The 25,041-nt window shown below is 74.2% G+C and carries 21 protein-coding genes and 1 pseudogene; 14 read left to right on the forward strand and 8 right to left on the reverse strand.

Going from position 1 to position 25,041, the window contains the following annotated elements; all coding sequences use genetic code 11:
- Positions 1-365: 365 nt before the first annotated feature.
- Both JS756_RS36475 and JS756_RS01650 read right to left on the reverse strand, forming a co-directional pair.
- Positions 366-583 (reverse strand): annotated as a pseudogene (locus JS756_RS36475) (thiamine pyrophosphate-binding protein); the annotation flags it as partial.
- Between the two features lie 301 nt (positions 584-884).
- Positions 885-1,577: a haloacid dehalogenase type II gene (locus JS756_RS01650; protein WP_205381059.1), complete on the reverse strand. Its 693-nt coding sequence runs from the start codon at positions 1,575-1,577 to the stop codon at positions 885-887.
- Positions 1,578-1,863: 286 nt separating this feature from the next.
- Here JS756_RS01650 and hpnR point away from each other — a divergent pair, with 286 nt between their 5' ends.
- The 5 genes from hpnR to JS756_RS01675 all read left to right on the forward strand — a co-directional run bounded on the left by hpnR (position 1,864) and on the right by JS756_RS01675 (position 6,292).
- Positions 1,864-3,342, forward strand: coding sequence for a hopanoid C-3 methylase HpnR (hpnR, locus tag JS756_RS01655; protein ID WP_205381060.1), 1,479 nt, complete (start codon positions 1,864-1,866; stop codon positions 3,340-3,342).
- A 125-nt stretch (positions 3,343-3,467) separates the two neighbouring features.
- Positions 3,468-4,529 (forward strand): YihY/virulence factor BrkB family protein, encoded by a 1,062-nt coding sequence (locus JS756_RS01660; RefSeq protein ID WP_205381061.1) that lies wholly within the window; start codon positions 3,468-3,470, stop codon positions 4,527-4,529.
- A gap of 30 nt (positions 4,530-4,559) precedes the next feature.
- Positions 4,560-4,997, forward strand: a complete 438-nt coding sequence (locus JS756_RS01665; RefSeq protein ID WP_205381062.1) for a hypothetical protein — start codon at positions 4,560-4,562, stop codon at positions 4,995-4,997.
- Between the two features lie 44 nt (positions 4,998-5,041).
- Entirely contained in the window at positions 5,042-5,386 is a 345-nt protein-coding gene (locus tag JS756_RS01670) for a hypothetical protein (RefSeq protein ID WP_205381063.1), read from the forward strand.
- A 117-nt stretch (positions 5,387-5,503) separates the two neighbouring features.
- The gene (locus tag JS756_RS01675; RefSeq protein ID WP_205381284.1) at positions 5,504-6,292 is read left to right on the forward strand and encodes a YhjD/YihY/BrkB family envelope integrity protein; all 789 of its coding nucleotides are present in this window, start codon (positions 5,504-5,506) and stop codon (positions 6,290-6,292) included.
- Positions 6,293-6,623: 331 nt separating this feature from the next.
- Here JS756_RS01675 and JS756_RS01680 read toward each other — a convergent pair whose 3' ends face one another.
- Positions 6,624-7,703, reverse strand: a complete 1,080-nt coding sequence (locus JS756_RS01680) for an MGDG synthase family glycosyltransferase (protein ID WP_205381285.1) — start codon at positions 7,701-7,703, stop codon at positions 6,624-6,626.
- 244 nt (positions 7,704-7,947) lie between these two features.
- Here JS756_RS01680 and JS756_RS01685 point away from each other — a divergent pair, with 244 nt between their 5' ends.
- The 4 genes from JS756_RS01685 (at position 7,948) to JS756_RS01700 (ending at position 12,437) form a co-directional block, all read left to right on the forward strand.
- The gene (locus tag JS756_RS01685; RefSeq protein ID WP_205381064.1) at positions 7,948-8,793 is read left to right on the forward strand and encodes an SDR family NAD(P)-dependent oxidoreductase; all 846 of its coding nucleotides are present in this window, start codon (positions 7,948-7,950) and stop codon (positions 8,791-8,793) included.
- Between the two features lie 7 nt (positions 8,794-8,800).
- Positions 8,801-9,727 carry a DMT family transporter gene (locus JS756_RS01690; RefSeq protein ID WP_205381065.1) on the forward strand — a complete coding sequence of 309 codons (927 nt, stop codon included), beginning with the start codon at positions 8,801-8,803 and terminating at the stop codon, positions 9,725-9,727.
- 23 nt (positions 9,728-9,750) lie between these two features.
- Complete coding sequence (locus JS756_RS01695) at positions 9,751-10,584, forward strand: polysaccharide deacetylase family protein (protein ID WP_205381066.1); 834 nt, start codon at positions 9,751-9,753, stop codon at positions 10,582-10,584.
- A gap of 455 nt (positions 10,585-11,039) precedes the next feature.
- Positions 11,040-12,437, forward strand: a complete 1,398-nt coding sequence (locus tag JS756_RS01700) for an FAD-binding oxidoreductase (RefSeq protein ID WP_205381067.1) — start codon at positions 11,040-11,042, stop codon at positions 12,435-12,437.
- A gap of 203 nt (positions 12,438-12,640) precedes the next feature.
- On the opposite strand, the gene glxA is transcribed toward JS756_RS01700, so the two are convergent.
- Positions 12,641-14,584 carry a radical copper oxidase GlxA gene (gene glxA, locus JS756_RS01705; protein WP_205381068.1) on the reverse strand — a complete coding sequence of 648 codons (1,944 nt, stop codon included), beginning with the start codon at positions 14,582-14,584 and terminating at the stop codon, positions 12,641-12,643.
- A 334-nt stretch (positions 14,585-14,918) separates the two neighbouring features.
- Here glxA and JS756_RS01710 point away from each other — a divergent pair, with 334 nt between their 5' ends.
- Positions 14,919-16,661: a chloride channel protein gene (locus JS756_RS01710; RefSeq protein WP_205381286.1), complete on the forward strand. Its 1,743-nt coding sequence runs from the start codon at positions 14,919-14,921 to the stop codon at positions 16,659-16,661.
- 564 nt (positions 16,662-17,225) lie between these two features.
- On the opposite strand, the gene JS756_RS01715 is transcribed toward JS756_RS01710, so the two are convergent.
- Both JS756_RS01715 and JS756_RS01720 read right to left on the reverse strand, forming a co-directional pair.
- Positions 17,226-17,912: a hypothetical protein gene (locus tag JS756_RS01715; protein WP_205381069.1), complete on the reverse strand. Its 687-nt coding sequence runs from the start codon at positions 17,910-17,912 to the stop codon at positions 17,226-17,228.
- A 77-nt stretch (positions 17,913-17,989) separates the two neighbouring features.
- Positions 17,990-19,084: a PP2C family protein-serine/threonine phosphatase gene (locus JS756_RS01720; RefSeq protein ID WP_205381070.1), complete on the reverse strand. Its 1,095-nt coding sequence runs from the start codon at positions 19,082-19,084 to the stop codon at positions 17,990-17,992.
- Between the two features lie 167 nt (positions 19,085-19,251).
- Between JS756_RS01720 and JS756_RS01725 the strand changes: the two genes are divergently transcribed.
- Both JS756_RS01725 and JS756_RS01730 read left to right on the forward strand, forming a co-directional pair.
- Entirely contained in the window at positions 19,252-19,761 is a 510-nt protein-coding gene (locus JS756_RS01725) for a nitroreductase family deazaflavin-dependent oxidoreductase (RefSeq protein ID WP_205381071.1), read from the forward strand.
- A 41-nt stretch (positions 19,762-19,802) separates the two neighbouring features.
- Complete coding sequence (locus JS756_RS01730; RefSeq protein ID WP_205381072.1) at positions 19,803-20,297, forward strand: hypothetical protein; 495 nt, start codon at positions 19,803-19,805, stop codon at positions 20,295-20,297.
- A gap of 37 nt (positions 20,298-20,334) precedes the next feature.
- Here JS756_RS01730 and JS756_RS01735 read toward each other — a convergent pair whose 3' ends face one another.
- Together JS756_RS01735 and JS756_RS01740 are read right to left on the reverse strand one after the other, a co-directional pair.
- Positions 20,335-20,868, reverse strand: a complete 534-nt coding sequence (locus JS756_RS01735) for a MarR family winged helix-turn-helix transcriptional regulator (protein WP_205381073.1) — start codon at positions 20,866-20,868, stop codon at positions 20,335-20,337.
- 250 nt (positions 20,869-21,118) lie between these two features.
- Positions 21,119-22,621: a SulP family inorganic anion transporter gene (locus JS756_RS01740; RefSeq protein ID WP_205381074.1), complete on the reverse strand. Its 1,503-nt coding sequence runs from the start codon at positions 22,619-22,621 to the stop codon at positions 21,119-21,121.
- A gap of 384 nt (positions 22,622-23,005) precedes the next feature.
- On the opposite strand from JS756_RS01740, the gene JS756_RS01745 reads away from it, so the two are divergent.
- Positions 23,006-23,389 carry a MerR family transcriptional regulator gene (locus tag JS756_RS01745; protein WP_205381287.1) on the forward strand — a complete coding sequence of 128 codons (384 nt, stop codon included), beginning with the start codon at positions 23,006-23,008 and terminating at the stop codon, positions 23,387-23,389.
- A gap of 150 nt (positions 23,390-23,539) precedes the next feature.
- Positions 23,540-24,964, forward strand: a complete 1,425-nt coding sequence (locus JS756_RS01750; protein ID WP_205381075.1) for an amidase — start codon at positions 23,540-23,542, stop codon at positions 24,962-24,964.
- Positions 24,965-25,041 lie beyond the last annotated feature (77 nt).

Raw genomic sequence — 25,041 nt, forward strand, 5'->3', positions numbered from 1 at the left:
CCACCGGAGCCCGCCGAGCGGGTACCGCCCGAGGAGCCCGCCGACGGGGCGCAGACGCGCCGAGCGGCGCCCACGGGGAGCGGGGCCCGTGGGCGCCCGGCCCGCGTCCGGCGCCCGCCTCGCGCCCTCACCGCCGGGCGGGAGGCCCGGCGGCCCGGCGGGTCGGCTCCCTCCCGCCGCGGTGGCCCGGGCCGGTTCCGGGCCTCGGTGGGGAACCGCCGACCGCTCGGCACCCCGCCCCCGCGGCGGCGTGCGTGCCGCGCGGGGGCGTGCAGGCCCGGCCGGACCCTGCGCGCCCCCTGCTCCACGGGGTGCGGCGACCATGAACGGCACATGTCGCAGCCACGTCCGCCGCCCCCTCACCTCGCCGCACAACACCCCACCTCCCCGGTGAACTTCGCGCGCCCGCACGCCATGAACGCGGCCATCTCCTCATACCCCACCTGCACGAACTCCGGCTCTCCCCCGCAGCCCGATCGAACGCGCCCAGGAACCCGTTGATCCCGTCCCCCGGGTAGCCGTACACCCGCTCCACACCCCACTCGGTCAATCGCTGCAGCACATAGTCGGCGACGTCGGTCATGGGAGCCTCCCCAACGGTGGTCGCGAATCGGCGGACGGGTGCTGGGTAGCCAGGGTGGGGGCGGGGTGAACAGGCCGGTCCCCGTCGGACGAGGCGACCCGGGCGGTGAGGGCGCGGGCCTGCCGGCCGTCGGAGGCACGTTCACCCGGCGCCCGGCCGGCCGGTGCCGCAGCGCCGGACGTGCACGCCGGGCGGGGAGCGCGGCGAGGCTTCCTCCGGCGGCAGGCGGGCACGCCCCGGCGCCCCGGCGCAACGCGCGGGAGGCTTCGCCGTCGAGGGGGACCGAGTCCCGCTGCGGGCGTCAGTGCGGGACGCCGCGCAGTTGACGGGCCAGGTCGGTGAGGTCCGTCGCATCCCGGTCCGCGGCGTGCATCGAAGTGGGCCGGGGCAGGTCCGTGCGGTGCACCCAGGCGGTGCCGAGACCGGCCCGCGCGGCGCCGTCGACGTCCCATGGGTGGGCCGAGACCAGCATCGCGTCCGCGGCGTCGACCTCCGCGGTGCGCAGGGCGTGCGCGTAGGCGTCCGGTGCGGGTTTCCAGCGCCCTCCCGCACCCCGCACGTCGAGGTGCGTCTCGAAGTGTCGGGCGACGTCCGCGCGGGCCAGGGCCGCGCGCGTGGTGCCGGACGAGCCGTTGGTCAGGGTGAGCAGGCGGAGGCCCGCCTCGTGCAGGGCCCGGACGCCGTCGGGGACGTCGGGGTGGACGGGCAGGGCGGGGAGCGCGCCGAGGACGTGCCGGACGGCCCGTTCGGGGTCCGGCCCGTCCGGCTGCCCGACGGCCAGCAGCGCGCGCAGGCCGTCGCCGGCCACAGCGGCGAAGGGGGCGGGCGCGCCGGCCAGGGTCAGGGCGATGCCGTCGCGCAGGACGCCGGCGAACCAGACGGGCAGCAGGCGGGCGTGCAGTCCGACCTCCTCCAGACAGGCGCCGAGCGGCGCCAGGTCGATGAGCGTCTCGTTGACGTCGAAGATCAGCACCCGTGGGGTGTCGGCGGGCATGGGGTCCTCCTGTCCGCCCCGGCGTGCCGAGGACGCCGGTGGGCCGTGCGTTGCTCCACCTCCCGGAGTGCCCCCAGGTCCCCCGGCCACGCGTGTGCCGAAGCGCCCTGTGCGGGTGCTCCCCGGGCGATCGGCGACGGCCGGGCCGCACTCCCGTCGGACGTCCCCGCCGGGCCCGGGCGGCGGAGAGCGGCGCCGGCGAACGGCGGCCGACCGGTCGTTCCGTGTTTCCCGGGGGCCACATGCGGATACCCCGGTTGCTGCCCGAACCGCCTGTGAGGTGATCATGCGTCTGCTGCTCGTCCACCCCAGCGCCCTGATGTACTCGGAGATCTTCCTCCGGCTGGAGCCGCTCGGGCTCGAACGGGTTGCCGGTGCCGCCCGGGAGGCGGGGCACGAGGTCCGGATCGTCGATCTCCAGGTGCTCGACCGGCGCGAGCTCGACACGGAGATCGGCGCCTTCCGTCCCGAGGCCCTCGGGATCTCCCTCAACTACCTGGCCAACATCCCGGAGGCCATCGAGATCGCCCGCCGGGTCAAGGCGGCCGTGCCGGGCTGTTTCGTCTTCTTCGGCGGGCACAGCGTGTCCTTCGTCGCCCCGGACGTGCTGGAGCAGGCCGAGGGCGCAGTCGACGCGGTGGTCCGGGGCGAGGGGGAACCCGCCGTCGTCCCCCTGCTGGAGGCCGTCCGGGACGGCGGTGTGGACGACGTCCCCGGCGTCGTCACCCCGCACGGGCGCGGCCCCGCACCGCTGCTGATGCACGGCATCGACGCCCCCCGCCCGGCCCGGGACCTCATGCGGCGCCGCAACCGGTACTTCATCGGGGAGCTGGATCCGTGCGCCTCGATCGAGTTCACCCGCGGCTGCCCGTGGGACTGCTCCTTCTGCTCGGCCTGGACGTTCTACGGCCGCAACTACCGCAAGGCGTCCCCGGAGGCCGCCGCGGAGGAACTGGCGGGCATCCGCGAGCCCAACGTGTTCGTCGTCGACGACGTGGCGTTCATCCGCCCCGAGCACGGGAACGCGATCGCCGCCGAACTGGAGCGGCGGCGCATCCGCAAGCGCTACTACCTGGAGACGCGCAGCGACGTCCTGCTGCGCAACTCCGAGGTCTTCGAGCGCTGGGCGCGGCTGGGGCTGTCGTACATGTTCCTCGGCATGGAGGCGCTGGACGAGGAGGGGCTGGACCAGTTCCGCAAGCGGGTCAGCCCGGACGACAACTTCCACGCCCTGGAGGCCGCCCGCCGGCTCGGCATCAACGTGGCGATCAACCTCATCGTGGATCCGGACTGGGACGCCGACCGGTTCCGCCTGGTGCGGGATTTCGCCCTGTCGGTGCCGGAGATCGTGCATCTGACGGTGATGACGCCGTATCCGGGCACGGAGATCTGGCACACCGAGTCCCGCCGTCTGACCACCCGCGACTACCGGCTCTTCGACATCCAGCACGCCGTGGTGCCCACCCGGCTGCCGCTGGAGGAGTTCTACCGGGAGCTGGTGCGCACCCAGGCCGTGATCAACCGCAAGCACCTCGGGCTGCGCAACGCGATCGGGGCGGGCCGGGTGCTCGGCCGCAATCTGCTGCGCGGGCAGACCAACTTCGCGCGGATGCTCTGGAAGTTCAACGACGTCTACAACCCGCGCCGTCAGCTGGCCGACCACCGGCGCCCGGTCCGCTACGAGCTGCCACTCCCCCAGCCGATCGACGTCGGGGACCGGCAGCAGCTGTACATCCACGCCCGGCCGTCCCGCGACCGCGGCTGACCCGCCTCGGCCGTCCGCCGGGCCCGCGGCGAGCCCGACCGGGCGCGACGGGCATCCCGGGCGCTCCGGGTGGTACCCGGGGGATGTCCGGCGGCTCCCGCCGGGCTCGGTCATCGGGAGGCGCCATGGAGGCGCTGCGTCGGCTCGACGCGTTCCAGAGACGGCACCACTGGCTGGGCATGCCGCTGGGTGTGCTGTACAAGTTCGCCGACGACCAGGGCCTGTTCCTGGCCGCCCTGATCGCCTACTACGGCTTCGTGTCCCTCTTCCCCCTCCTGCTGCTGCTCGTCTCCGCCCTGGCGGTGCTGCTCCAGAACGACCCGGCGCTTCAGGAGCAGGTCCTGAACTCGGCGCTGCGGAAGTTCCCGGTGCTGGGCGACCAGCTGAGGGAGAACATCCACTCCCTGCGCGGCAACGGAGTGGCCCTGACCGTGGGGGTGCTGGGCAGCCTGTACGGCGGTCTGGGCGTGGCGCAGGCGGTCCAGCACGCGCTGAACAAGATCTGGGGCGTGCCCCGCCACGCGCGGCCCAATCCGCTGCACTCCCGGGTGCGCGGGCTGATGTTCATCGGGCTGCTGGCGGTCGGCCTGTTCGTGACCAGCGGGGTGCTGGCCACGGCCTCCTTCGACGAGGTGTTCGGACTGCGGGTCGGGAGCATACTCCGGCTGGTCGCGGTCCTGGCCGTGATCGTGGTGAACGCCGCCCTGCTGGTGCTCACGGTGCGGATCCTCACCCGCGCCCAGGTCACCCTGCGGTACGTGTGGGTACCCGCGCTGGGCGGGGCCTGCGCCTGGCAGTTGCTGCAGTGGGGCGGCACGTACTACGTGCGGAACTACGTGAGCGGTGCGGGCGCCACGTACGGCATGTTCGCCATCGTGCTCGGGCTGCTGGCCTGGCTGTACCTGGGAGCCCTGGTGTTCGTGCTGACGGTGGAGACCGCGGCGGTCCACTCGCACCGGCTGTGGCCGCGCAGCCTGCTCACACCGTTCACCGACGACGTCCGGCTCAGCCACGCCGACCGCCGCGCCTACCGGTCGTACGCCATGGCGGAGAGTTTCAAGGGCTTCCAGAAGGTCACCGTCGAGTTCCACACCGAGCCGTTCCCGGGTACCAACACCACGGACGGGCCTCCCGCCGTCGACGGCACGGGTCCGCCGGACGACCCCGCACGGCCCGACGCCGGTTGAACCGGCCACCGCACACCCACTGGAGCCGAGATGTGGAAGCCGTGGAAGCGCTTCAAGGGCGCCGCCCAGCAGCGGCCCGTCCCGCTGGAGCTGTGCGATCTGTGCGGCACGGCCTTCCCCGAGGCCGAAGCGGTGACCGCGGACGTCCCGGACTCCTCCTGCGCGCATCCCGCACACGACGGGTACGACGGGCTGCGGCGGATCACCGCCTGCGGTACGGAGCACGTCGAGGTCCTCCGGGAGGAGTACCTCCGGCGCCCGTTCGTGCAGGAGGAACTCTGGGCCGCCAAGATCGTCCGCGCGTTCGGTTCCGGTCCGCCCGTGCGCGGCCTGGAGGAGCTCGGCCGCCGGACGGGCCTGCACGGGCCGGAGATCCGCCGTGCGATCGCCTGGCACAACGAGCGGCTGCGGCGCATCGGCCCCGGCGGCCCGGAGGGCACGGCCGGGAGGAGGGGCTGCGGACGCTGAGGGTTCCGGGCACTGTCCCGGGTGGCCGCGGTGCGGGCGCCCGGGTGTTGCTGCCGGCGGCGGCGAATCCCCCACTGGACACCGCCCGCCTCGACGTCGTCCCGGCGGGCCTGTGGGGCAGGTCGGAGGCCGCGCGCACGCCGGTACGGTCCGGCTCCGAGTCGAGTGCTCCCCTGCTGTTCGGGGTCCTCGCCGCACACGTGCTCGGGGGAGACGGGCCGGCCGGAGGGCTGCAGGACGCGTTCCTGGTGTGCCTGGTGCCGCTGGCCGCCGCAGGGCTGCTGACCCTGGTGGCCCTGCGGACGTACCCGAGGGACGTGCACACGGCACTGGCGTCGAACCGGTACGCACGGCGCTTCGGGGAGAGCGAAGCCTCTTCCCGGCGCTGAGGGAAGCGGAGGGACAGCCGGGCACAGGACGGGTGACCGGATGCCGTTTGGGGAGGCGGGGGCCGGGTCACTCAGCCGGATGTGCGCGAACCCGGGACCAGCACCGTCGGGCGCCGCCTGCTGCGCGCCGTGCGCAACGGGGCCGGCTGGATCGGTGCCCACCCTCTCGTCAGGCGTGGCCGTGACCTGGAACTGATGCACCGGGCCACGGGCTTCGCCACCCTGGCCCTGGTCACCCTGGCGCCGCTGCTGATCGTGGTGGCGGCGGCCGACCCGTTGGGCCGCGGTGGCTTCGCGGCGTGGCTGGCGGACGGGATGGGGGCGTCCGGGAAGTCGGCGCAGAACCTGACCGGCATCATCAGCCCGCCGCCCGACGTGGTCGGCACCACCAGTGTCTGGGGCGGCATCGCGCTGGCGGTGTTCGGCGTGGCCCTCGGCGGCGGCGTGCAGAACGGCTACGAGCGGATCTGGGAAGTGCCCCCGGGGCCGTGGCACCGCGTCTGGCGGCAGGCCACCTGGCTGGTGATGCTCACCGGGTACCTGTACCAGGAGGTCCAGACCCGCAGCGCGCTCGCCGGACCGCCGCGGATCGCCCTGTCGTCCGCGACGGGCGTGCTGTTCTTCTGGTGGGGCCAGCGCTTCCTGCTGGGCGGCCAGGTCCGCTGGCGGCGGCTGTTTCCCGGCGCGGTCGCCACCATGGCAGGCCTGGTGGGCCTTCGGGGCTTCTCGTCCCTGTTCTTCACCCCGCTCATCGTCGACAACGCCATCAGCTACGGAACGGTGGGCATCGTGCTGGTCGTCGAGTCGTGGCTGATCGGCGTGGGATTCGTCGTCTTCGGCGGGTCCATGCTCGGCCGGTGGATCAGCGAGCACCATCTGCATCGGCACGAGGACGACCGACGGTGACGATGCTCGTGGTGACGCCGCCGGCGGGCCTGGCCCATCGACTGACTGACGTCTCGGACTGTGCCCGCTCCTGCGACTCGGCGTCCATCGGAGCATCCCCCCGAAGGGCCGCCCGGCAGCGCGGTTCCGGGCCGCCCGGGCCGGCCGCTCGGACCGTCCGGTCCGTGGGCACCAGGGGGCGTGTTCGGGTCCGGGCGGGCCAGGTGGGCGGGCCGGCCCGGGTGCGCCCCGGGGCACACCCGGGGTGTCGCTCCCCTGCTCCCAAGTGAGGCCCGGCGGCCCTGCGGCCCCGGGAGGACCGTCGCCCGCGCGCACGCGGGACAGGGCGGTTTCAGCCGGTGGCCCTGGCGGCCCGGGCGGCCTGCTCGACGACACGGAGCACGGCGTCGTCGTCCCGGAAGGCCGCGTGTCCCCGTGCGACGGCGCGGTCCCGGTCCGGCCCGGGCGCGGTGAGCCGGTGCAGGACGGAGAGCAGACCTGCCGTGTCCCGGGCGGGCCGGGTCAGACCGAGCGCGGCCATGGCGGCCACGCCCTCGGCGCCGTGGCCGGGCAGCGGGCGGTACGCCACCACCGGCAGTCCCGCGGCCAGGGCCTGGACGGCGGTCTGCCCGGCCGCGTTGTCCACCAGGGCACCGGCCGCCGCCATCAGCCCGGGCATGTCCTCGACCCAGGCCGGCGCGAGGACGCCGGGCACCGTCGACAGACGGCGGCGCAGGCGCTCGTTGCGGCCGCAGAGCGCCACGGGGAGGAAGCCGCCGTGCTCCGCCAGCAGCCGCGCGGTCTCGACGGGGCGCGAGGCCGCGCCCCAGGCCCCGGACGACAGCAGGACGGCCGTCCGCCCGGGAGCCCGCCCGTCGAAGAGCTCCCGCCAGCGCGGAGCGCCCCTTGCAGGGCGGAGGAACCCGGGGGCGACGAGCGGGCCGGTGACGTCGGCGGGCACACCGAGGTCCTGGCGCACCACGCGGGCGGCGTCCTCGGTGAGGCAGACGTAGTGGTCGTTGCCGGCGTGCAGCCACTGGCGGTGCACGGCGAAGTCGATCACGAACACGACGCTCGGGACCGTCAGCCGACCCCGTTCCCGCAGGTGTCCGGTCAGCTGCGCGGCGAGATGGAACACGGGCACCACCACGTCCGCGCCCGTGCGGTCGGCGATCTCCGTCAGGGCGTCGGCGGCGAGCCGGGCCAGCGGGACGCCGCTGGGGCGGTTGCCGGTGCCGCGGCGCAGGAAAGCGCGGTACAGGCCGCCGTAGGCCCAGGGGAAGTGCCGCACGGACGCCCGGTAGAAGTCGTGCAGTGCGCTGCCCAGGCCGTACGGCAGCAGTTGCAGGACGTCCGCGACGTGGGCCCGGTGGCCCGCTTCCCGGGCCCGGCGGGCGAGTTCGGCGGCCACCGTGTCGTGGCCGGCTCCCATGCTCGCACTGACGATCAGGACGCGCACGGGGCCGCCGGCACGGCCGGGCCGGGGGCGGTGCGAGGAGGAGGGGGCAGCCACGCACGCCCAGGTGTCCGTCCACGAAACCGCCCAAACGTGCGTCACCTCGCGTTTCGGGCGCATGCTGCAGGGATACTCCGTGCCTGCCCCGTCCTCACGATCCGGAAGGCGTCGCGCATCTGCTCGTTCCCGGAGTCCGCCGTCGCAGCCGAGGTCACCCACCATGTCGCACGCCCCGTTCTCCGCCCGGTCCGCGCTCGCACCCGGTTCGGCAGCGCCCGCCCCCGTCGCCGTCTCCCGCCGGGAGGCGGACGGCTCGGTTCCCCCGAGGACCGCCCTCGTCACCGGCGCCTCCTCCGGCATCGGCGCCGCCGTCGCCCGCCGGCTGGCGGCCGAGGGCCGCTGGCATCTGGTGCTCACCGGGCGCGATGCGGACCGACTGGAGCAGGTCGCGCCCCCGGGCCGAACCGCGCTGTTCCCGGCGGACCTCGCCCGGCGCGGCGCCGAGCAGGAACTGGTGGACTTCGCCCTGGACCGTGCGGGCGGGCTGGACGTGCTGGTGGCGGGCGCCGGCGTGGGCTGGGCCGGCGACTTCACCGCCATGCCGGGGCCCGCGATCGAGGAACTCGTCGACGTCGACCTGCTCGCCACGCTGCGCCTGGTGCGTTCGGCCGTGCCGCACATGGTGGCGGCGGGATCCGGGCGCGTGGTGCTGATCGGTTCCCTCGCGGGCTCCGTCGGGGTGCGCGGGGAAGCGGTGTACTCGGCCGTGAAGGCTGCACTCGGGCCGTTCGCCGATGCCCTGCGCTACGAGCTGCGCGGCACCGGCGTGGGCGTCACCCATGTGGTCCCGGGTGTGGTGGACACGCCGTTCTTCGAGCACCGCGGGGTGCCCTACCACCGGTCGAGGCCCCGCCCGATGCCGCCCGAGCGGGTGGCGGAGGCGGTCCGGGACGCGGTGCTGCGGGGCAAGGACGAGGTCTACGTACCCGGCTGGCTGCGGCTGCCCGTCCGGGTGCGCGGGGCGGCTCCCGGACTGTACCGGCGGCTCGCCGGCGTGTTCGGATAGGCGCCGCGTGCCCGGCCCCACCGTCGTCCTGGCCCTGCTGGCCGCGCTGTCGAACGCCTCCGCCTCGGTGCTGCAGCGCCGGGCCGCCACGGACGGGCCCGCTGGGGGCAGGGGGGCGCGCTCCGCACTGCGCCGGCCGGCACACGTGCCGGCCGGGCCGGCGTGGCCGGCCGGTGCCGCGCTGCTGGCCGTGTCGGCCGTGCTGCAGGCGTCGGCGCTCGCCGTCGGCGGTCTGTCACTGGTCCAGCCACTGCCGGCGAGCGAGCTTCTGTTCACCCTCGCGGTGGGCAGCGTGGTCTTCCGCCGGCGGCCGGGCGGACACACCTGGTACGCGTTCACTGCGCTGGCCGTGGGCATGGCGCTGTTCCTGGCGACGGCGGCGCCCGCCGAGGGCCGCTCCACGGCGCTGCCCGAACGCTGGCTGCCGGCGGGCGGGGCCCTGCTGGGGGCCGTGGTGCTGCTGCTCGTGGCCGCCCGCCTCGTGCGGGGCCCGCCGCGCGCCGCGCTGCTCGGGCCGGCGTCCGCGGTGCTCTTCGCGGGCACGGCTGCGCTGCTCAAGGAGGTCATGGGCAGGCTGCCCCAGGGCGTGGGGACGGTGCTGTCCCCGTGGCCGCCGTACGCCACCGCGGCCGTCGGGCTGCCGGCCTTCCTGCTGCTGCAGAGCGCGTTCCACGCCGGGAGCCTGACGGTGTCGCAGCCCGCGCTCACCCTCGGGGACGCGCTCACCGGCGTCGCTCTGGGGTGGGCGCTGTTCGACGAGCACGTGATGCTGGGGGCGCGGCTGGTGCCCGAGACGATCGGGGTGGCGCTCATCGGCCTGGGCAGCGTCGGTCTGGCCCGGGCCCCCTCGGTGGGCGGCGGGTGGGACGCCGCGCCGGCCGGGCCGCTGGATCCGTACACGGGTACGGCACGGGCGGCTTTCCCGGAACCGTGACGGCACAGCGGAGAGGCAGGGTGATGGCGAGGAGGTCCGGCCCGTCGGCGACGCGGCGTGCGGGGGCGGTGCTGGTGCCGTGCGCGGCGCTGGCCGCCGCCCACATCGGACCGGCGGCCACCTGGCTGCCGGCGGTGCGCCGCTGCTGCTTCCCGCGTCTGGCCGGGACGGGACGCCCGGACCACGTCGCGCTCACCTTCGACGACGGGCCCGACCCGGTGTCCACGCCGCTGTTCCTGGACGCACTGGACGAGCTCGGGGTGCGGGCGACCTTCTTCCTCCTCGGCGAGGCCGTCGTACGCCATCCGGCCGTCGCCCGGGAGACCGTCCGGCGCGGGCACGAACTCGCGGTGCACGGCTGGAGTCACGACCGCCCGTGGCTGCCGGCGCCGGCCCGGGAGCTGCGCGGCGTCGCGCGGACGGCCGATGCCGTGCACGACCTGACCGGCCGGCGCCCGTGCTGGTACCGCCCGCCCTACGGCATCCTGACGTCCGCCCGCTGGGCAGCCGCCCACCGGGTGGGGCTGCGGCCGGTGCTGTGGACGGCATGGGGCCGGGACTGGCGGGCGGACGCCACGCCTGCCACGGTGGAGGCCACGGCCGCGGCGGATCTGCGGGGCGGGGGGACGCTCCTGCTGCACGACACCGACCGCACCTCCGCGCCCGGCAGTTGGCGTGCCGCGCTCGGAGCGCTGCCCGGCCTCGTCGCGCACTGCCGCGCCGCGGGTCTGTCGGTCGGCCCGCTGGCCGAGCACGGGATTGCACGGATCCCCGACACACCTAGTTTGCACTGTGCAATGATGCCTCCGGGGGAGTCGGGCCGACGGTCGGCCGGACCGCTCGGCGTCCAGGAGTGAACGCGGCAGGGATCACCGGAGCGAGCGGCACGCCGGCCGTCGGCCGCTTCCACCGCCCGCCCGCGCCTCGCTGCCGACGACCGCCGCGCCGGGGGCCGTCGTGGCGGAGCGGGCCGTCGGCCCGGCAGCGGATCCTGCGAGGACCGGTGCCCCGCCGCGCAGGCCGCACACCGCCACCGCACCCACCTCTGACGCAACGCCCGGACGCAGCCCGGGCCGCCTCCCCCGTCGGGCGTCACCACCGCCGGGCGTTCCGATGCCGGGCCGGGGCGACGGCTGCGGGCACCCATCGAGATGTGCTGCGCCGCCGGGTGGCGGAGACTGGAGGGGGCAGCGCCTCTGCGCGTCGCACGTACCGACCGAGGCGCTAACGCATACCGCACACGCCCCGCCGCCCGCCCGGACGCGCGCCCCGCTGCCCCTCCGAGACCGTCTCTCGACAGGGGTGTTCGACCATGAGCGGCATCGACGACACCGCGCTGCAGAACCTGCGCGACACCATGCGGGGCCCCGTCCTCGCCCCCCAGGACCCGGGCTACGACGAGGCCCGCAGCATCTACAACGCGATGATCGACCGACGGCCGGCGGCCGTCGCCCGGTGCGTCGACGCCGCGGACGTCCGCACCGCCGTCGCCTTCGCCCGGGAGCACGGGGTGGAGCTGTCGGTGCGGGGCGGCGGCCACAGCGGTCCGGGGCTGTGCCTGGTCGACGGCGGACTGGTGCTCGACCTGTCACCCATGCGCGGGGTCCGCGTCGACCCCGAGGCGCGGACCGCGCAGGTCGGAGGCGGCAGCCAGCTCGGCGACGTCGACCACGCGACCCACTCGTTCGGCCTCGGCGTGCCGGCCGGCATCATGTCGACGACCGGCGTGGGCGGACTCGCCCTCGGCGGCGGGCACGGGTACCTGACCCGCCGGTACGGCCTGACGATCGACCACCTGCTGTCCGCCGACGTCGTCCTCGCCGACGGCACGTTCGTCACCGCCTCCGCGGAGCGGGACGCGGACCTCTTCTGGGCGCTGCGGGGCGGCGGCGGGAACTTCGGGGTGGTCACCTCCTTCACCTTCGGGCTGGAGCCGGTGGACACCGTCGGGGTGGGGGTGACCGTGTGGCCCGTCGACCGGACCCGGGACGTGCTGCGGTGGTACCGCGAGTTCCTGCCGGCCGCGCCCGAGGAGCTCTACGGCTTCTTCGCGTTGCTGGTCGTCCCGCCCGGGCCGCCCTTCCCGGAGCCCATCCACGGGCAGAAGATGTGCGGCGTGGTCTGGTGCTACACCGGTGACCCCGAGCAGAAGCCCCTGGAGGACGTGCTGACCGTGGTGAACGAGCCGGGGCCGCCCGCCTTCCACTTCACCACCCCCATGCCCTACCCGGCCCTGCAGAGCATGTTCGACGCCCTGATCCCCAAGGGCCTCCAGTGGTACTGGCGCGGAGACTTCTTCGACGCGATCCCCGACGAGGCCGTCGCGGTGCACGAGAAGTACGGCGAGAACCTGCCGACCGACCTGTCGACCATGCACCTGTACCCGGTGGACGGCGCCGTCCACCGGGTGGGCGCGGACGAGACGGCCTGGGCCTACCGGGACGCCGTCTGGTCGGGCGTGATCGGAGGCATCGACCCCGATCCCGCGAACGCGGACCTGATCCGCCGGTGGTGCGTCGACTACTGGACCGACCTGCACCCCACCTCCATGGGCGGCTCCTACATCAACTTCCTGGGCGAGCAGGAGGGCCCGGAGCGCGTCCAGGGCACCTACCGCGGCAACTACGAGCGGCTGGCCGCCGTCAAGCGCGCCTACGACCCGGACAACTTCTTCCACGCCAACCAGAACATCCCGCCGGCCGCGTCCTGAGCCCGGCCGCCCCGGACCCGGCCCGCGTGGAACGGGCGGCGGCGCGGGCCGGACCCGGGCCGCCCCTGCCCCGGCGCGTGGCGAGTGGCGCGGGCGCGCCGAGGGGTCGGGTCCGTCCCGGCGGCTGCCGGGACGGACGGCGCCGGGGCGCGGTCAGGGGGGACGTACCGAGGTGCGCGGGGTGGCGCCCCGGACGCCCCCGGTCACGGCACCCGCACCCAGCGGGCGACGGACGGCGTGCCCTGGTCGTCCGTGACGAACAGCATGTACCAGCCGGCCGGGACGAGGTCGCGGTTCTTCGGCACGGTGACCCGGATGCCCTTGCCGTCGGCCGTCCTCTTCACGCCGAGGGCGATGGAACGCTGCTCGACGTCGGTGACGTGTGTGGTGGAGCTGGGGTGGATCAGGCGGGCCGTTCTGATCACCGAGGCGTGCGGGGTCGAGAAGGTGGCGGTGGATCCCAGCCGGACGGTGGTGGGACCGCCGGTCAGTGACGGGCGCGCGTCCCGGTACAGGTAGGGCGGGGTGTAGATCTCCAGGCGCTGTTCGAACGTCCCGGGGCGGGTCTTGGCCCGGTCGGCGAAGAGCGAGTCGCCGCCGAAGGTGATGACCCGGCCGTCGGGCAGGAGGATCGAACCGGAGTGGTAGTTGCGGCCGACCTCCGGATCCGCCACCCGGCGCATGCGACCGGACCGCGCGTCGTAGATGCGCGCCTGGAGGATGTTCTCGGCGGCGGGGCCCCGGTAGTCCTGGGAACCGCCCGTGATCAGCACGGTGTCGTCGGGCAGGATCGACAGCTCCGGGTAGCGGGTGCCCTTGTCCAGTTCCGGGCCGTCCACGAAGGAGGGGCGGGCCTGTGAGAGGTCGATGACGCGGGTCTTCCTCGACGCCTTCGTCGATTCCCCGACCCCTCCGCCGCCGACGACCATGAACCGCTCGTCCTGGGCGGGCGGCAGCATCACCGTGCCGGAGGTCTCCATGAGGTCGGCGTCGTCCAGGCCGGGCAGTTCGGTGAACGTGTTGGTGTCGAGGTGCCAGATCCCCGGCGTGCGGCCCACGTCGTCCGGTCCGTATCCGGCGTTGGAGCCCGAGTAGAAGAACGAGCCGTCGGGCAGCTGGAAGACCGCCGGGTAGGTGGGGAACTGGCGGACCCTGCCGCTGTACGTCCAGGTCCGGGTCGCCGGGTCGTAGATCTCGCTCTTGCCCGGCACCACCTGGCCGATGTCGTCGAGGCCGGACAGGGCGAGCACCCGGCCGTCCGGGAGCCGCGTCAGGGTCGGGTACCAGCGGGCCTCGTGCATCGACCGGACCTTGGTGAACCGCTCGGTGGCCGGGTCGAACTCGTAGGCGTCGCGGATGCCCTGGAAATCCTTCTTGTCCAGGCCGAGCTTGTTGGCGATGCCGTAGACGTTGCGGGCGTCGGTGCCGGTCAGGCCCTTGACGCGGTAGTTCTCCTGGGTGCCGGTCTCGTACCGCTTCCCCCGTCGGGCGGCCTCGACGTAGACGCGGTCGACACTTGCCTCGGTGCGCAGGAACCGCCCGGTCCCCTTGTCGAAGACCTTCTTGGCCGGCGGGACGTGGGCGGCGTCCTTGGCGATGAACGTCTTGTGGTTGTCCCGGCCGACGAAGGCGGTGCCCGCGGGCAGGTCCACCGCCTTGTCGGGGTCCTCGTTGTGGACGATCATCAGGCCGCCGGCCTTGGTCACGTCACCCTTGAGCTTCTCGTAGCGCTTGGTGCCGCCCGCGAAGAGCAGCCTGCCGTCGGCCAGGTGGATGTGACCGGTGCAGAACAGGTCGTTCGGGGTGTGGATCTTCTTGAAGGTGTTCTTCACGGGATCCCACACCACGCTGGTGAAGCGCTTGGCGTCGAAGTTGTCGAGGTTGTTTCCCGACCCCGCCACCAGCAGCACCTTGCCCGTGTTCAGCAGGGCCCCGTGGATGGTGTTCTGCCGGAACTCCTCGGGGACGTCGACGACGTCCCAGTGACCGTTCGCGGCCTTGTACTCCGATCTGTTGATCTCGTACTGGTGGTACTTCTCACTGCCGAAGCGGTACAGCCACGGCCCGTTCGTCCCCGCCAACGCAAGGACGACGACCCCTGCGACGGCGAGACGTCGTGCGCGACGGCGCGCGACACGGTCACTCATGCCCCAGATCCCCCCGGATCGATTGCGTCATGCGCCGCCATCGTATTTTGCATGATGCAAAGATGGGTTCAAGTCCCGGTAAGAACAGGGAACTCACCCCTCGAACACCCTCTCGTCGAAGACCTCTTCGCCTCCCCGGCTCACTCGTGTGGCCCAGCCCCGGCGGGCCCCCGACTTGACTCGTTTTGCATAATGCAAAAGTAAGGGAGGAGAACCGATGACTGCCACACCGGCAACCGAGGACACGACCCGTGGGTTCACCACAGCGAGCGACAACGACATCCCACCCCGCCGCCGACTCATGGATTCACTGCGCGGTGCGCCCTGGGGACTGATGGTCTTCGCCGTGGTGATCGGCGCCGGAGCAGGCGCGGGGTCGATCGTCTTCCGCTGGTGCATCCAGACGTTCACACGCGTCTTCTCCGGCCACGAGGACTACGCCGCAGCCCCGGGCTCCGCCCATCCGAGCGTGCCGTGGCTCGGGCCGTACTTCGTACTGATCGTGCCCGTGCTCGGTGGCCTGCTGTACGGGCCGCTGGTGCAACGGTTCGCCAAGGAGGCCCGCGGACACGGCGTGCCCGAGGTGATGCTCGCGGTCGCCCAGCGCGGCGGCCGGATCAGCCCCAAGGTGGCGGTGGTCAAGACGCTGGCCTCCGCGCTCACCATCGGCTCGGGCGGCTCCGTCGGCCGCGAGGGCCCCATCGTGCAGATCGGCTCGGCGCTCGGCTCGACGCTCGGCCGGATGGCCCGGGTGACCGAGACGCGGATGAAGCTGCTGGTCGCGTGCGGCGCGGCGGGCGGCATCGCCGCCACGTTCAACGCGCCGCTGGCGGGGGTCTTCTTCGCCATGGAACTGATCCTCGGCACCTTCTCCGCCGAAGCCTTCGGCGCGACGGTGCTGGCCAGTGTGACCGCGAGCGTCATCGGCCGCGCGGCCTTCGGCGACACCGCCTTCCTCGAACTGCCCGACTTCCACGTCGACCACATCGCCCAGTTCGGCCTGTTCGCGCTGCTCGGTGTGATCGCCGCAGGCGTCGGCGTCGGCTTCACCCGCCTGCTGTACCTGATCGAGGACGCCTGCGACTGGGCCTGGCGCGGCCCCGAGTGGCTGCGTCCCGCGGTCGGCGGACTGGCCCTGGGCGTGGTGCTGCTCCTCCTGCCGGAGATGTACGGCGTCGGCTACCCCGTCCTGCAGAAGGCCACCGAGGGTGGGTACGCGGTGGCCTTCCTGCTGCTCCTCCTGGTGGGCAAGGTGGTGGCGACCAGCCTGACGATCGGCATCGGCGGCTCGGGCGGCGTCTTCGCACCCGGCCTGTTCATCGGGGCGATGCTCGGCGCCGCCTACGGCGCGGGCGTGCAGGAGGTGCTGCCCCAGCAGGCCGGCCCGGTCGGGGCGTACGCCCTGGTCGGCATGGGTGCCGTCTTCGCCGGCGCCTCCCGGGCACCCATCACTGCCGTGGTCATCCTCTTCGAGCTGACCGGCGAGTACTCCATCATTCTGCCGCTGATGCTGGCCATCGTGCTGGCCACCGCCACCAGCCGCCTGCTGTCCCGGGACACGATCTACACGCTGAAGCTGCGGCGCCGCGGCATCGACCTGGAGGGCCCGGCCCCCGGCGCCCGCATCGGCGGTCAGCGTGTCGAGGCGGTCATGGAACCGCTCCCCTCCCCCCTGTCCTCCACCACCCCGCTGACCGACGCCGCCGACCTGCTGAGCCTGTCCGGGCACGGTGCGCTCCCCGTGCTCGACGCGTCCGGCCGCTACCGCGGCGTCGTCACGGCGCAGGCGGTCGCGGAGAGCCTCGCCGAGCAGCCGGACGGTGCTCCGCTGGACGTCGGGCGGCTCGCCGACGTCCCCCAGCCCGTCACCGCGGACGAGCCGCTGGCCCAGGCCCTGCGCCAGCTGGTCACGGCGCCCGGAACCGGTGTACCCGTCCTGGACGGCCCCGGCGGGAAGCCCGTCGGCTGGCTCAGTCACCAGGCGGCGCTGCGCGCCCTGCACACGACAGGGTCGGAGCCGTACCGCAGGCCGTCCGTCCGCCGGACCCCCGCCCGGCAGGTGCACGGCACCGTCTGACGTCCCGGGGGACGCGACCCGCGCTCCGCTCCGGCCCCTCGGACCGCTGCCTCCCCGGGCGCAGCACGACGCCGCGCCCGGGGAGGCAGCGCTCTTCGGGCACCACCGGCACGCCGAAGGCGTGGGCACGGGAGGCCGGCGATGCCGCGCGGAGGCAGGCGCGGCAGGGGCAGCAAGGGCAGGAGGTCGGCGAGCCGGCGGGTGCCACGGGAGGGCCGCCCAGGCGCGGCGGCACGGAACGGCACGCGCCGCGCACGGGGCGGAGGCCGGGGTGACACACGCCGAACGCCCCCGGGCGGCGCAGGAACGCCGGTGGGCGCACCCTGCGGGCGGCGCAGGAACGCCGGTGGGCGCACCCTGCGGGCGGCGCAGGGGACCGGCGCCGCAGGAGGCCGCCAGGGCAGACGCCGCGGGCGGGCCCGGACCGCGAGGGACGCGGGCGCCCGTGGACGGCGGGCTGAGGTGCGTCAGAGGGCTGCGCACGAGACGCGGACGGCACACGCAGGCACAGAAGGCGGCCGACACACCCGACGGGCCGTACGGGCGCCACCGGCCGCCGGTCGCTCAGCCCGGCTCGGCCGGTGTGATCCGGCAGGATCGGACGACCGCGAGCACGCAGGCGGCGACCAGAGCGCCGGTCGTACCCGCCAGGCCCCTCAGCGGCCCCCGCCAGGACAGGTCCCCGCCCACTCCGCGCGGCGGGATCCGGCCCTTGGGGTCGTAGACCACGGCGACGGTGTCTCCGGGCCGTGTGGCGTCGTCGCAGCCGCGCCAGATGTGGACGTCCAGGGCGACTCCGCCGTCGGACACGGAGCAGAAGGTGCGTCCGTGTGCCGCCGTCACGCCGGGGCCACGCTGCACGGAGGTCACCTCGACCGCCTGCACGCGTCCACGTTCGGCCAGGACCACCCCGGCGGCGGCCTGGGGTGCCTGGAGGGCGAGGCAGACACCGAGGACCGCGGCGATACCGATCAGGGCCCGCCCCGCGCCGATCAGGGCCAGGTAGAGCACCGTCGCACCGGCACACACCAGGGCGCCCTCACCGGAGGCGAGCGACGGCAGCGCGTACCAGGCGCCCGCGACCGTCCCCCCGACGATCGCCGCCGCGCCCAGCAGTCCGGTCAGCAGCCCCTCTGCGACCAGTCGCCACGGGGGTGCCCCGACGAACTCCGCGGGTCCCCAGACGGTCTCCCTCAGGTGCGCCAGCAGATGCGGGGCGACCGTTTCCGGCCGTCGACGCCATCGGCGCATGCCCGTTCCGTCCTCACCGTCGTTCCGTCCGTGCAAGCCGCCCCGTCGTCACGACTCTCTTGCATTATGCAAAAGCCTCAGGCGGCCGCAGCGGGCGCGTCCTCGCTCCCGCCGTGGCGGTGGTAGCGCAGCAGCAGCATGGCGGCGTCGTCCCGCGGCGGTCCGCCGCAGTGCCGGACCACGTCCGCGCGCAACGCGTCCAGGGCGCTGCGCGCCTCCGGGTCCTTCAGCAGGTGGGCCCGCTCCTCCAGCGGGTAGAACACGCCCTCGGCGTCCCGGGCCTCGGTGACGCCGTCGGTGTACAGCAGGAGCTGATCGCCGGGCCGGAAGCCGACGCGGTACGGGTGCGGGGGCTCGACTCCGTGCGCGCCGAGGCCGAGCGGCAGCGCGCGGGCGGGTGGCTCGGGGTACTCCGCGGTGCCGTCCCGGTGGACGAGCAGCGGCGCCGGATGGCCGTGGTTCAGGAACACCACCTCGTGGCCCGACCGGACCTCGGCGAGGACGGCGGTGACGAACCTCTCCCCCTCCAGTTCTCGGGCGATGCTGCGCTCCAGCCGCTCGCCGACCCCCGCCAGTTCCGGTTCGTCGTGGGCGGCCTCCCGGAAGGCGCCGAGTACGACGGCGGCCGTCTCGACCGCCGCGAGACCCTTGCCCTGCACGTCACCCACGATGACGCGCACCCCGTGCGGGGAGGCGACCACCTCGTACAGATCGCCGCCGATCCTGGCATCGGCCACGGCCGAGGTGTACGACACGGCCGCGTGCAGCGGGCCGGCCGTGCGCGGGACGGGGCGCAGCAACACGCGCTGGGCGACCTCGGCGATGGAACGGACGTTGGCCAGCTCCGCCTCGCGCCGGCCCCGCATCACGGCGGCGGCGACGCCGGCGCAGGTCACCCCGGCGACCGAGGCCATGGCGGTGACCGCCCGCCGCCCCTCCAGCAGCCCGTCGTAGGCGCCGAGTGCCAGGCACAGCAGCAGGGCCGCCAGTCCGATGATCGCCGTGCGGCGCCATCCGCCGACCAGTCCGGCGAAGGCGGGGCCGAGGGACACCAGGGGAAGGAAGCCGATCTCGGGCCCGGCCAGGAGATCCACGCCGGCCACGACCGCCATGACACCGATCGGCATCCAGGACAGCACCTCGGTACTGGCCGGCTGTTTCTTCTCGGTCATGGCGTACTCCAGCACTCCTCGGGTTCCAGGAGCCGCCACCCGCTCGTCGAGCGGGCACCCCTCCCCTTCCTTTAGGCTATGCAAATGTTTCTGCAGGTCCGCGGCAGGCGCTCGGTCCGTTACTCGATCGATTCCTGCCGTCGGGGCCGGTGACCGGCGGAGGACAGATGGCGCCAACCGACACCTCGCACCACCGCCGCCCGCGGCTCCCCCGCGGCTGGCGCAGGACCGCCGCGCGCCTGCCGATCCTGGCGTTCCGGGCGGGGCTGGCGCCGCTGTTCCGGCAGCGGCTGCTGCTCCTGCACCATGTCGGACGCACGACCGGCATCGACCGGCAGGTGGTGCTGGAGGTCGTCACCAGGGATCAGGGCGGCGCGTCGTGGACCGTCGCCTCGGGGTTCGGCCCGTCGTCGGACTGGTACCTCAATCTCCGTCGGCAGCCGCACACGCTCATCCAGGTCGGCAACCGCCACATACCGGTGACGGCGCACTTCCTCTCCGCCGACGACGGCGCCGAGACCATGGCCGGCTACGCGCAGCGACATCCGGGCACGGCCCGCCGGCTGTGTGCGTTCATGGGGTTCCCGGTCGACGGCGGCGCGGCCTCGTTCCGCGAGGCGGGTCGGCGGATCCCGTTCGTGCGGTTGGCGGCGGCGGTCGGACACCGCCCGGCCTGACCGGCGCGGGACACCGACTCGGCACCCAGGAGGGGGACGGTTTGAGCACGAGAGAACCCGGCCGCGGCGACGATCCGGACAGGCGGGATCCGGTCCGAGGTCTGCCGGACGACCCGTGGGACCGGTTCCTGCGGGAGTGCGCCCACCCGCGCGGGGGCACGGCGCCCACCGAGCCGTCCGCCCGGGCCCGCACCGAAGGTGCGCCGGTGCGGCCGCCGTCCGCACCCCGGCCCGAGGTTCTGCGGCACCCGGTCGGCGACCTCTGGGAGCCGCACGAGACCCCCGTCACCGCGTGGCGCGACCTGGACGGTCCGGCCCGCCGGCGGCGTCTGGTCCGGGTCTGCGGAACGGCAGCGGCCGTGACCCTGCTGCTCGTCCTGTGGTCGGGTGCGCCCGTGGACGGGCCGGAGGAGTCGGGCACCTCCGCGGACGCCACCCCGAGGCAGTCGGAGGTGGCCCCGCCGGCTCCTCACGCGACCGGCCCCGCGGCGCTCCCCTCGGCGGACGGCTCCGCCGCCGCACCGCAGCCCGACTGAGCGGGCGTGGCACGGCGGCGCGGCGCGGGCCCGGTCGTCAGCCGTCGCGCCTGGCCGCGGCGTCCGCCCAGCCCAGCGGGAACATCTCCAGATCGTCGGCGGCCGGGACGGGCGGCTCGCCGCCGACCTCGTTGAACGCGGTCAGGGCCTCGACCAGGGCCGCCCGCCGGTCGGCGTCCAGCCGCTCCACGATCGCGGCGATCTCGGCCCGCCGCCGGGCGGTGACCTCGGCGACGGTGCTCCGCCCCTCCTCGGTCAGCTGCAGCAGCGTCTCGCGCCGGTTGTCCGGGTTGACCTGCCGGTCCGCCAGCCCGGCCGCGATCAGGCGGTCCACCATCCGCATGGCGGTCGACGGCGCCACCTGCAGCAGCTCCGCCAGCGCCACCAGCTTCGTGGCGCCCCGCGTCGACAGCACCACCAGCATCCGGAACTGCGGAAGCGTCACGCGCTCCTCGACGGCGGCCAACGACCGCGCCGACACCGCCACCAGCAGCCTGGACGCCGTCAGCACCGCACGGGTGACCGCGTCCACATCATCCACGCCCTCGGTCAGGGCCTCATGCTCCCGCATGACTCCTTTCTATCGCGCCGACGGGCCGATGCACGCGCCCCTGATGCAGCAACTGCGGGTCATGGTCATGACGCCGGCCGGATCGTCCCGGAGTGAGCGAGCTCCCGTTCGTACGAAAACGCCCGAGTCGGGCCCGATCCGCGCCGTGCGCCCATGTCTGCTCCTCCCCGCGGCAGCGGCGGGCCCGGGACGGCGAAGGCCGCCCCTCCCGGCCGTGGACGGCCGGGAGGGGCGGCCTCGCGGGTGGTCGTCAGTGGCTGCCGGCGAACCGGCCGGCCAGCTTCTCGTGCATCTGGGCGCTGGGCTCGTTCAGGCCGACGATGGTGACCTTCTTGCCGCGCTGGGCGTACTTGGTCTCGATCGCGTCCAGGGCCGCGACGGAGGAGGCGTCCCAGATGTGGGCGTCGGACAGGTCGATGACCACGTCGTCGGGGTCGTCCCGGTAGGCGAACCGGTGGACGAGGTCGTTGGAGGAGGCGAAGAAGAGCTCGCCGGTCACCGCGTAGACGACCTGGTTTCCGTCCGGGTCGACGACGCCGGAGACCTCGGCGAGGTGGGCCACACGCTTGGCGAAGATCACCATGGCGGTGACGGAGCCGACCACGACGCCGATGGCGAGGTTGTGGGTGGCGACCACGACCGCGACGGTGGTCACCATGACGACCGTCTCGCCCAGCGGCATGCGGCGCAGTGTCCTGGGCGCCACGGAGTGCCAGTCGAAGGTCGCGAAGGACACCATCACCATGACGGCGACGAGGGCAGCCATCGGGATGTCGGAGACCACCGGCCCGAAGACGATGCACAGCACCATCAGGAACGCGCCGGCGAGGAACGTCGACAGACGGGTGCGCGCCCCCGACACCTTCACGTTGATCATCGTCTGGCCGATCATGGCGCACCCGCCCATGCCGCCGAAGAAGCCGGTGACGATGTTGGCGATGCCCTGGCCGACGGCCTCGCGGGTCTTGCCGGAGCGGGTGTCGGTGATGTCGTCGACCAGCTTCGCGGTCATCATCGACTCCATCAGACCGACCAGCGCCATGGCGAGCGCGTACGGCGCGATGATCTTCAGGGTCTCCAGGGTGAACGGCACGTCGGGCAGACCCGGCACGGGCAGGGTCGAGGGCAGCGCGCCCTTGTCACCGACGGTCGGCACCGCGATCCCGGCCGCGACGGTGATCACGGTCAGGACGATGATCGAGACCAAGGGGGCCGGAACCACCTTCGTGACCTTGGGGAACAGCACCATCAGCGTCAGCCCGGCAACGACGAGCGGGTAGACCGCCCAGGGCACGTCGAGCAGCTCCGGCACCTGTGCCATGAAGATCAGCACGGCGAGGGCGTTGACGAAGCCGACCATGACGCTGCGCGGCACGAACCGCATCAGCCGGGCCACCCCCAGCGCGCCCAGGGCGACCTGGAACACGCCGGCCAGGACGACGGCCGCGACCAGGTACTGGAGCCCGTACTGGTGGTTGAGGGGGGCGATGACCAGAGCGACCGCGCCGGTCGCCGCAGAGATCATCGCCTTCCGGCCGCCCACGACGGAGATCACCACGGCCATGGTGAACGAGGCGAACAGGCCGACGCTCGGGTCGACGCCGGCGATGATGGAGAAGGAGATGGCCTCCGGGATCAGGGCCAGCGCCACCACCAGGCCGGCCAGCACCTCGGTACGGAAGACCTTCGGGGAGGAGAGCCAGTCGGGCCTGGACAGACGCAGCCCGGAGGCCGCGGACAGCGGTGAGGACATGCAACCGTTTCCGTGTGGGGCGCCCACGTCCATGCCGCTGCACGCGCGCGCGTCGTACCTGATTCCGCAGGGCGGGGAGACCGCTCCGGCGGCCCGGCCGTCTCGCCGGGAGCCGTGCCGGGCAGCGCGGCGGTCCGCGGACCGCCGATCGGGCATCATTGCCCGGAAGCCTTCGGGTGCCGTCGACCGTCGAAGGCCGGGCACGCCCCGGAACTCTACCCTGACGTAAGGGCAGAGTGCGACGTGCGGCTTGTGCTGCGCAGGCGAAGACCCAGGTCGACAGCCGTCGAGGACCTGTGATTGTTCTCACGTGGACCGAGTGCCTGCCCTGTTCGGAAAGTGTCGGAGACCCCGAGGAGACGGCCGGTGACGAGCGAGCGGCAGATGCAGATCGGCGAGGTCGCCGAACGGACCGGCCTTTCGCTGCGCACCATCCGCCACTACGAGGAGGTGGGTCTCGTGACCCCCTCCGCGCGCAGCAAGGGGGGCTTCCGCCTGTACACGGAGTCCGACGTCGAGCGCCTGATGGTGGTCCGGCGCATGAAGCCGCTGGACTTCTCCCTGGAGGAGATGCGGGACCTGCTCCAGGTCACCGACCGGCTGACCGGTGCCGACGGCCCGCCCGCCGGTGAGGAGCTCCGGCTGCTGCGCGAACGGCTGGACTCCTACCGCGCGGTGGCCGACGCCCGTTGCCGGACGCTGCGGGCCCGACTGGAGATGGCCGAGGACTTCGCCGCCACCCTGCGCCGGCTGAGGCCCGGCGCCTGACCCCGCTCCCGGCCGCAGCCACGACGACGGGGCGGGGGCTCGACGCGCACTGCGCCGCGATCGGAGCGCGAACGGGCCGCGAGAGGCGTTCCCCTGACGCACCACCAGAGGTTACCGTTCGGTAGACGACGGAGTCCCGGAGGTGCGCGCATGACCCTCGACCGCTGTGCAGGCCTGGCGGAGACCGCCCACGCGCTGGCCGTGGGCGAGGTGAGCTCCCGCCGGCTCGTCGAGGAGACCCTCGCGCGGATCGAGGCGACGCAGGGCACCCTCAACGCCTTCCGGATCGTGCGGGCGAGTGCCGCGCTGGCGGAGGCCGACGCGGCCGACACGGAGCTGGCCGCGGGGGTGCGGCGCCCGCTGCTCGGGGTGCCCGTGGCGGTCAAGGACGACATGGACGTGGCGGGCGAACCGACCGCCTTCGGCTGCGGCGGCGACCACCCGGCCGTCGCCGAGGACGGCGAGGCGGTCCGGCGGCTGCGCGCCGCCGGCGCGGTGATCGTCGGCAAGACCAACACCTGCGAGTTCGGGCAGTGGCCGTTCACCGAGGGGCCTGCCTTCGGCGCCACCCGCAACCCCTGGCACCACGGCCACACGCCCGGCGGTTCCTCGGGGGGCTCCGCCGCCGCGGTCGCCGCCGGGCTGGTTCCCGCGGCGCTCGGCTCCGACGGGGCCGGCTCGGTCCGCATCCCCGCCTCGTGGACCCACCTGGTCGGCATCAAGCCGCAGCGCGGCCGGATCTCCACCTGGCCCCTGGGCGAGTCCTTCCAGGGCATCACCGTCAACGGCACCCTCGCCCGCACCGTCGCCGACGCGGCCCTGCTGCTGGACGCCGCGAGCGGCAACGACCCCCGCGACCCGCACCGGCCCCCTCGGATCGACGCCGCCGCGGCCGCCGGCCGCGATCCCGGCCGGCTGCGCATCGCCCTGGCCCTGCGTCCGCCGTTCACCGCGGTACCCGCGCGCCTGCACCCCGCGGTGCGCGAGCGGGTGGTGCGCCTCGCCGAGCGGCTGGAGGGGCTGGGGCACGTCGTCGAGCGCGCCGACCCGCCCTACGGGCCGATCGGACTGACCTTCGTGCCCCGCGCCACCGCCGGCATCGCCGAGCGGGTGCGCGACGCGCCCCACCCGGCGCTGCTGGACCGGCGCACCCGGGACGCCGCCCGGCTCGGGCGGCTGCTCGGCGGGGCGCCGCTGCGTGCGGCACGCCGGGCGGAGGCGGTGCTGCACCGCCGTGTCGGAGGCTTCTTCGCGTCGTACGACGTGGTCCTCGCGCCCACGACGGCCGCTCCCCCGCCGCGGGTCGGAGCGCTGCGGGACCTCGGCGGGATGGCCACCGACCGGGCGATGATCGCCGCCTGTCCGTACGCCTGGCCGTGGAACGTGCTGGGCTGGCCCGGCGTCAGCGTCCCCGCCGGCTTCGTCGGTCCGGGGCTGCCGGTCGGCGCGCAGTTGCTCGGACCGGCGAACAGCGAGCCCCTGCTCATCTCGCTGGCGGCCCAGTTGGAGAGCGAGTTGCACTGGCACGAGCTGTGGCCGCCGCACCATGGGCAGGAGCCGGCGGCCGTCGCCTGACGGCGTTCGGGTACGCCGGCCCGTGACCGCCGCCGTCTGCGCCAGCGGAGGCCGGGTGCCGCCACCGCGCGCCCGAC

The sequence above is a fragment of the Streptomyces actuosus genome (genome assembly GCF_016921115.1).
Lineage (GTDB): Bacteria > Actinomycetota > Actinomycetes > Streptomycetales > Streptomycetaceae > Streptomyces > Streptomyces actuosus_A.